The sequence below is a fragment of the Mesorhizobium sp. M1322 genome (genome assembly GCF_040318085.1).
Lineage (GTDB): Bacteria > Pseudomonadota > Alphaproteobacteria > Rhizobiales > Rhizobiaceae > Mesorhizobium.
In genome coordinates this window covers 22,450-29,497 of the sequence record NZ_JAMYLP010000074.1, presented here as the reverse complement: position 1 = coordinate 29,497, position 7,048 = coordinate 22,450, and the positions used below count along the sequence as shown (strand labels likewise).

At 62.3% G+C, this 7,048-nt stretch carries 6 protein-coding genes; all 6 read right to left on the bottom strand.

The genetic code is table 11. From position 1 onward, the window contains the following. Positions 1-75: 75 nt before the first annotated feature. On the bottom strand, positions 76-570 hold the full coding sequence (locus tag NKH12_RS22865) for a hypothetical protein (RefSeq protein WP_352955216.1): 495 nt from the start codon (positions 568-570) through the stop codon (positions 76-78). A 51-nt stretch (positions 571-621) separates the two neighbouring features. Further along, a complete protein-coding gene (locus tag NKH12_RS22860; protein ID WP_023800031.1) occupies positions 622-882 on the bottom strand; it encodes a DUF2312 domain-containing protein in 261 nt (86 codons plus the stop codon). Positions 883-1,042: 160 nt separating this feature from the next. Then, positions 1,043-4,501, bottom strand: a complete 3,459-nt coding sequence (pyc, locus tag NKH12_RS22855) for a pyruvate carboxylase (RefSeq protein WP_352955215.1) — start codon at positions 4,499-4,501, stop codon at positions 1,043-1,045. 187 nt (positions 4,502-4,688) lie between these two features. After that, positions 4,689-5,807 (bottom strand): branched-chain amino acid ABC transporter substrate-binding protein, encoded by a 1,119-nt coding sequence (locus NKH12_RS22850; RefSeq protein ID WP_352955214.1) that lies wholly within the window; start codon positions 5,805-5,807, stop codon positions 4,689-4,691. 139 nt (positions 5,808-5,946) lie between these two features. Then, entirely contained in the window at positions 5,947-6,294 is a 348-nt protein-coding gene (locus tag NKH12_RS22845) for a DUF6867 family protein (protein ID WP_352955213.1), read from the bottom strand. Positions 6,295-6,311: 17 nt separating this feature from the next. Continuing rightward, positions 6,312-7,040 carry an ABC transporter ATP-binding protein gene (locus tag NKH12_RS22840; protein WP_352955212.1) on the bottom strand — a complete coding sequence of 243 codons (729 nt, stop codon included), beginning with the start codon at positions 7,038-7,040 and terminating at the stop codon, positions 6,312-6,314. Positions 7,041-7,048 lie beyond the last annotated feature (8 nt).

Here is a 7,048-nt window from a genome sequence, read left to right as displayed (position 1 = left end):
CCATCGTCCACCTCCATCGAGGTGGATGTTGAATCAGCACAAGACGCAGCTGTCACATCACAATCGATTCATCGATCACAGGACTTGCTCTAGCTCAAGCGGCTGCGACGCGAATTCACGACCGGCTTCGCCGCCCTCGCCCAGAACCTCGGCAACGGCACGCTCGAAGCGCGATGCTTCCGTCACCAGCCAGTCGGCCATGGCCGGCCAATTGTCCTCGGCAAAGCAGTTCACCCGCCACAGCGAATTGATGCCGAGGCCCTCGCAACTCTGTTCCGGCCTGAGCTTCAGCCTGTCTTCGATCGCCGGCTGGAATGGCTTCAACCGCGACCAAGCTTCCGTGGCACCGAACTTCTCGTTGCGGCCGAAGAAGACGCCGACATGGTTCTGCGCCGGCGCGACATACATCGAAAGGACCAATGCGAAGTCGTGCAGCCCGCGCTGCCAGAACCAGGGTCCGCGCCGCGCCATCAGAGCCCTTTCTTCCGGATGCCGTTCCGCGAACAGCGTCCAGAAGCCGCGTTGGCGGAATTCAGAGGCGCGGCGGACGCCAAAGTCGAATTCGCTCATGGTTCGACCCGTTGAGGGCGCCGCGACCGGCGCCCAGGGCTGTTACCAGCCTTACACCATGCCGAGCGCGGCTTTGTAGAGGTCGAGGATCGTTTCCTCCTCTTGCCGCTCGGCCTGGTCCTTCTTGCGCAGACGGATGATCGACCGCATCGCCTTGGTGTCGAAGCCGGTGCCTTTGGCCTCGGCGAACACTTCCTTGATGTCGTCGGCGATCGTCTTCTTCTCTTCCTCGAGCCGCTCGATGCGCTCGATGAAGGCACGCAGCTGGCCGGCGGCAACAGTCTGGCTGGTTTCGGTGATGTCGTCGGCCATTTTTTCTCCGCGTCGTTTTCCATGCCGCGACTCACGAACCGTCGCGGCGAATTTGCAGCGGTTCGATGCCCGACCGGGGGCGACCGGTCAAGCTGTTATCGACGAGGCATGAAGGACTGCCGCCAGACGCAGACAACCCTGTTCGGGCAACATTTCTGTCTCATCCGAATGCGATCAGCAGATCCTTGGCGTCGATCTGATCGCCGGCCTTGACCAGCACTTCGGCGATTGTGCCGTCGCGCTCGGCATGCAGTGCCGTTTCCATCTTCATCGCCTCGATCGACAGCAGCACGTCACCGGCCTTGACCGTCTGGCCGGCGGCAACGGCGAGCGTCGAGACGACGCCCGGCATCGGCGCGCCGACATGCGCCTCGTTGCCCGGCTCGGCCTTGCGCCGCGCCTTGGCGGCGGAAGCGCCGTGGGCCCGGTCTGGAACCTTCACCCGGCGCGGCTGGCCGTTGAGCTCGAAGAAAACGGTGACCATGCCCTTCTCGTCGACATCGCCGATTGCCAGGCAGCGCACCACCAGCGTCTTGCCCTTCTCGATGTCGACAAAGATCTCGTCTTCCGGCTTCATGCCGTAGAAATAGGTCGGCGTCGGCAGCACACTGACCGGCCCGTAGGTTTCCTGCGCTGCGGTAAAGTCGGAGAAAACCTTCGGGTACATCAGCCATGAGGCGAATTCGAATTCGCTGAGCTTGCGCTCCAGCTTATCTTCGATCTCCTTGCGGCTGGCCTTGAGATTGGCCGCTTTCAACAGGGAGCCGGGCCGGGCCGTGATCGGCCTGTCGCCCTTGAGCACCTTCTTCTGCAGTGCTTCCGGCCAACCGCCGGGCGACTGGCCGAGATCGCCGCGCAGCATCGACACGACCGAGTCGGGGAAGGCGATATCCCTGGCCGGATTTTCGACATCGGCGACCGTCAGGTCCTGGCTCACCATCATCAGCGCCATGTCGCCGACGACCTTGGACGACGGCGTCACCTTGACGATGTCACCGAACATCAGATTGACGTCATGATAGGTCTGCGCCACTTCGTGCCAGCGTGTCTCCAGACCGAGCGAGCGGGCCTGTTCCTTGAGATTGGTGAACTGCCCGCCTGGCATTTCGTGCAGGTAGACTTCCGAAGCCGGCCCCTTCAGGTCGCTCTCGAAGGCGGCATACTGGTTGCGCACCGCCTCCCAGTAGAACGAGATGTTCCTGATCCATTGCGGATCGAGACCCGGATCCCGTTCGGTGCCCTTCAGCGCCTCGACGATCGAGCCCAGGCAAGGCTGCGAGGTGTTGCCCGACAAGGAGTCCATCGCCGCGTCGATGGCGTCGACGCCGCTGTCCACCGCCGCCAGCACGGTCGCCGCCGACAGGCCTGACGTGTCGTGCGTGTGGAAATGGATCGGCAGATCGGTCGCCTCGCGCAGCGCTTTGAACAGTGCGCGGGCAGCACTCGGCTTCAGAAGTCCGGCCATGTCCTTGACCGCGATGATATGGGCGCCGGCCGCCTGCAACTCCTTGGCCAGCGCGACATAGTATTTGAGGTCGTATTTGGCGCGGGCCGGGTCGAGTATGTCGCCGGTGTAGCAGATCGCCGCTTCGATCAGCTTGCCCTCGGCACCGACCGCGTCCATGGCGACCCGCATATTATCGACCCAGTTCAAACAGTCGAAGACGCGGAACAGGTCGACGCCGCCGCTTGCTGCCTGTTTGACGAAATACTGAACGACATTGTCGGGATAGTTGGTGTAGCCGACGCCGTTGGCGCCGCGCAAAAGCATTTGCAGCAACAGATTGGGCGCCGCCTCGCGCACCAGCGACAGCCGCTCCCACGGGTCTTCGGTGAGGAAGCGCATGGCGACGTCGAAGGTCGCCCCGCCCCAGCATTCGAGCGACAAAAGCTGTGGCAGCGCTCGCGCATAGGTGCCGGCAATGCCGGCGATGTCATATGTGCGCACCCGCGTCGCGAGCAGGGATTGGTGTCCGTCGCGCATCGTCGTGTCGGTGACCAGCACCTCTTTCTGTGCGCGCATCCAGGCCGCGAATTTCTCCGGCCCAAGCGCGTCAAGCTTCTGCTTGCTGCCATCGGGCACATTGCCGTTGAGATAGGGCACCATGGGCGCCGCCGCATCGGCCTTTGGCTGCGGCCGGCCGCGCGTCTCGGGATGGCCGTTGACGCTGACATCGGCCAGGTAGTTGAGCAGCTTGGTCGCACGGTCCTGCCGCTTCACGCTCGCGAACAGTTCCGGCGTCGTGTCGATGAACTTGGTTGTGTAGGAATTGTCGGCGAAACTCGGGTGATTGATGATCGCCTCGAGGAAGGTGAGGTTCGTCGCCACGCCGCGAATACGGAACTCGCGCAGCGCCCGGTTCATGCGGGCGATGGTCTCGGCCGGCGTCGGCGCCCAGGCTGTCACCTTCTCCAGCAGCGGGTCGTAAAAACGGGTGATGACCGCGCCCGAATAGGCGGTTCCGCCATCGAGGCGGATGCCGAAACCGGTGGCGCCGCGATAGGCGGTGATGCGGCCATAGTCAGGAATGAAATTATGCTCGGGATCTTCCGTGGTGATGCGGCACTGCAGCGCGTGGCCGTTGAGCCTGATATCCTTCTGCTCCGGCACGCCCGATTCCGGCGTGCCGATGGCGAACCCATCGAGGATGTGTATCTGCGCCTTGACGATGTCGATGCCGGTCACCTGCTCGGTGACGGTGTGCTCGACCTGGATGCGCGGGTTGACCTCGATGAAATAGAATTTGCCGGTGTCGGCATCCTGCAGGAACTCAACCGTGCCGGCGCCGATATAGCTCGTCTCGCGGGCGATCTTCAGCGCGTAACCGCAAAGCTCTTCGCGCATTGACATTTCGAGATACGGCGCCGGCGCACGCTCTACCACCTTCTGGTTGCGGCGCTGGATGGAGCAATCGCGCTCGAACAGGTGCACGGCATTGCCGTGTGTGTCCCCCAGCACCTGCACCTCGACATGGCGGGCGCGCTCGATCAGCTTTTCGAGATAGACCTCGTCCTTGCCGAAGGCGGCTTTCGCTTCGCGCTTGCCCTCCGTCACCTCGCGGGCGAGATCGGCTTCCGAGCGGATGGCGCGCATGCCGCGGCCGCCGCCGCCCCACGATGCCTTCAGCATCACCGGATAGCCGACCGTCTTGGCGAGTGCCTTCACCGCCTCGATGTCGTCCGGCAAGGGATCGGTGGCGGGAATTACCGGCACGCCGACCTCGATCGCCAGGTTGCGTGCGGCGACCTTGTTGCCGAGCCTGCGCATCGTATCCGGCTTGGGTCCGATGAAAATGATGCCGGCCTTGGCGCAGGCTTCGGCGAATTCGGGGCTTTCCGACAGCAGCCCATAGCCCGGATGGATGGCATCGGCGCCCGAAAGCCTGGCGACGCGGATCACTTCCTCGATCGACAGATAGCTTTCGATCGGCCCCATATCCTTGGTCAGATGCGGCCCGCGCCCGACCTGGTAGCTTTCATCGGCCTTGAAGCGGTGCAGCGAGTATTTGTCTTCCTCGGCCCAGATCGCAACGGTTTTGAGGCCGAGTTCGTTCGCCGCGCGGAAGACGCGAATGGCGATTTCGGACCGGTTGGCGACAAGGATCTTCGTGATTGCCAAGGACAGGGCTCCGGACGCTGACGGGAAGGGGCGTGGCGCCATGATTACCGTGAAAATGCTGCAGCGCAAACAAAATCGGGCGGGGATTAAACCGATTTAAATAGATTCTCTGTCGTGAAACGAAGTTCAAACGAAAAATGCCCGGCGCCTCGCGCCGGGCATTCCGAAATTGTCGTCGTCGACAGGCTTACATTTTCTGGATGTAGGTGTACTTGCCGTCGTCGCCCTTCTTCCATTCGTACATGACATAGCCAGGCAGCGTCGGATCGCCCTTCTCGTCATAGGAAAGATCGCCCAGCACCGTCTTGAACGGGCCGTTGGCCTTGAGAGCCTTGGCAACTTCCTGCGGATCGTTCGACTTGGCAGCCGTCGCGGCTCCCGCGATGGCCTGCATGGCGGCGTAGGAGTAGAGCGTGTAGGCTTCCGGCTCGAAGCCCTGCGCGCGGAACTTCTCGACCAGTTCCTTGTTCGCCGGGATCAGACGCGGATCCGGGCCGAACGTGTTCAGCGTGCCCGCAACCGCGTCGCCCGCGATCGAGGCCAACTCGTTCGACACGATCCCGTCGCCGGAAACCAGCGTGGCCTTGAGGCCCTGGTCAGCCACCTGGCGGATGATCAGGCCGGCTTCGGTGTGCAGACCACCCCAATAGATGATCGAAACGCCGGCTTCCTTCATCTTGGCGATCAACGCCGAGAAGTCCTTGTCGCCGACGTTCACGCCTTCGTACATGACTTCCGTCACGCCGGCAGCGTTCATCGCCTTCTTGGTCTCGTCAGCAAGACCTTGACCATAGGTCGTCTTGTCGTGGATGACCGCGATCTTGGCATCCTTGAAGTTCTCGGCGAGATAGGCGCCGGCGATGCTGCCCTGCTGGTCGTCGCGTCCGCAGGTGCGGAACGTGTTCCACATACCGCGTTCGGTGAACTTCGGATTGGTCGCGGCCGGCGTGATCTCGAGGATACCGTTTTCCGCGTAGACTTCCGATGCCGGGATCGAAACGCCCGAGTTGAAGTGGCCGACCACGAACTTGACGCCGTCGCCGACGAACTTGTTGGCGACCGAGATGCCCTGCTTCGGATCGGAGACGTCGTCGCCGACCGTGAGCTTGATCTGCTCGCCGTTGATGCCGCCGGCCGCATTGATGTCGGCGACAGCCTGTTCGGCGCCCTTTTGCAGCTGCGCGCCGAAGGCGGCGTTCGGACCGGTGATCGGACCGGCAACGCCGACCAGGATGTCAGCCCACGCGCTTCCGCTGAACGCGACGAGCGCGGTCAGGGCGACGGCGGACAAAAGTGATTTTCTCATGTAAAACGCTCCCATTTACAGAGTGGGCGTGGATGATGCTTTCATGCGATGCCCACCTTTACTCGCAGAAAACGTACTTTGCCGATTTTCAGGCACTTGTCACGCCGATTCATCCCCGAAACGGCGTTAATGGTGAACGTCAACCTTTTGGTTTCCAACTCAAAAGCGATGCTCTTTCGTAAAGCCAGTTATACTGTGTCACCATCTGGTTGGTGCGCGTGTATTGATAGCCGATGAAGCCCAATATCATCAGGACGATGGTGTCGACGATGTAGTATTGCAGCGAGAACATCGTGCCGCCGAACAGCGCGTGATGGATGAACCTCACGGCGATGCCGAGGCCGAGCAAATAGGCGAACAATTGGACGAAGCTGCGCCAAGTCTGGGCGCAGGCCTTTCCCGTCATCCATGCCGCCCAGCCGCCAAGCAGGCAGGTGACGAAGAAGAACTGCCAGACCGAGGGTTCCTCATAGAGAATGCCCTGCATGATGAAGACTCCTGAACTCAGTGATGGCCGCCTTCGAGATAGGCGGCGCGCACGTCCGGATCGGCGAGCAGCTCCTTGCCGGTGCCGCTCATCGTCACATTGCCGTTGACCATGACATAGCCGCGCGTGGCGAGCTTCAGCGCGCCGAAGGCGTTCTGCTCGACCAGGAACACGGTCAGCCCCTGCGTGCGGTTCAACTCGCGGATGGCGTCGAAGATCTGCTTGACGATCAGCGGCGCCAGGCCCAGCGACGGCTCGTCGAGCAAGAGCAGCCTCGGCCGCGCCATCAGCGCACGTCCGATCGACAGCATCTGCTGCTCGCCGCCCGACAGCGTGCCGCCGCGCTGGGCAATGCGTTCCTTCAGGCGCGGAAAAAGCGTGAACACCTTCTCGACGTCCTCGTCGTAGTGCTTGAGGTTGTCGAGGCTGGCGCCCATCTGCAGGTTTTCCATCACCGTCATGCGCGGGAAGATGCGCCGGCCCTCCGGCGACTGGGCGATGCGCATGCGCGCGATCTCATGGGTCGGCAATTGGGTGATGTCGGTGCCGGCGAAGGTAATGGTGCCCGCCCGCGCCCGTGGAGCACCAAAAATGGTCATCATCAGTGTCGACTTGCCGGCGCCGTTGGCGCCGATCAGCGCCACGATCTCGCCCTGCTTGACGGTGACATCGACGCCGTTCAGCGCCCTGATGTTGCCGTAATAGGTCTGGACGCCCTTGATATCGAGCAGCGTTGTGCCGGCCATTATTTACG

What these genes read in the sequence shown, in the direction of transcription:
- NKH12_RS22865 (WP_352955216.1), bottom strand. Translation starts at nt 570, where the DNA reads ATGAGCGAATTCGACTTTGGCGTCCGCCGCGCCTCTGAATTCCGCCAA.
- NKH12_RS22860 (WP_023800031.1), bottom strand. Translation starts at nt 882, where the DNA reads ATGGCCGACGACATCACCGAAACCAGCCAGACTGTTGCCGCCGGCCAG.
- NKH12_RS22850 (WP_352955214.1), bottom strand. Translation starts at nt 5,807, where the DNA reads ATGAGAAAATCACTTTTGTCCGCCGTCGCCCTGACCGCGCTCGTCGCG.
- NKH12_RS22845 (WP_352955213.1), bottom strand. Translation starts at nt 6,294, where the DNA reads ATGCAGGGCATTCTCTATGAGGAACCCTCGGTCTGGCAGTTCTTCTTC.
- NKH12_RS22840 (WP_352955212.1), bottom strand. Translation starts at nt 7,040, where the DNA reads ATGGCCGGCACAACGCTGCTCGATATCAAGGGCGTCCAGACCTATTAC.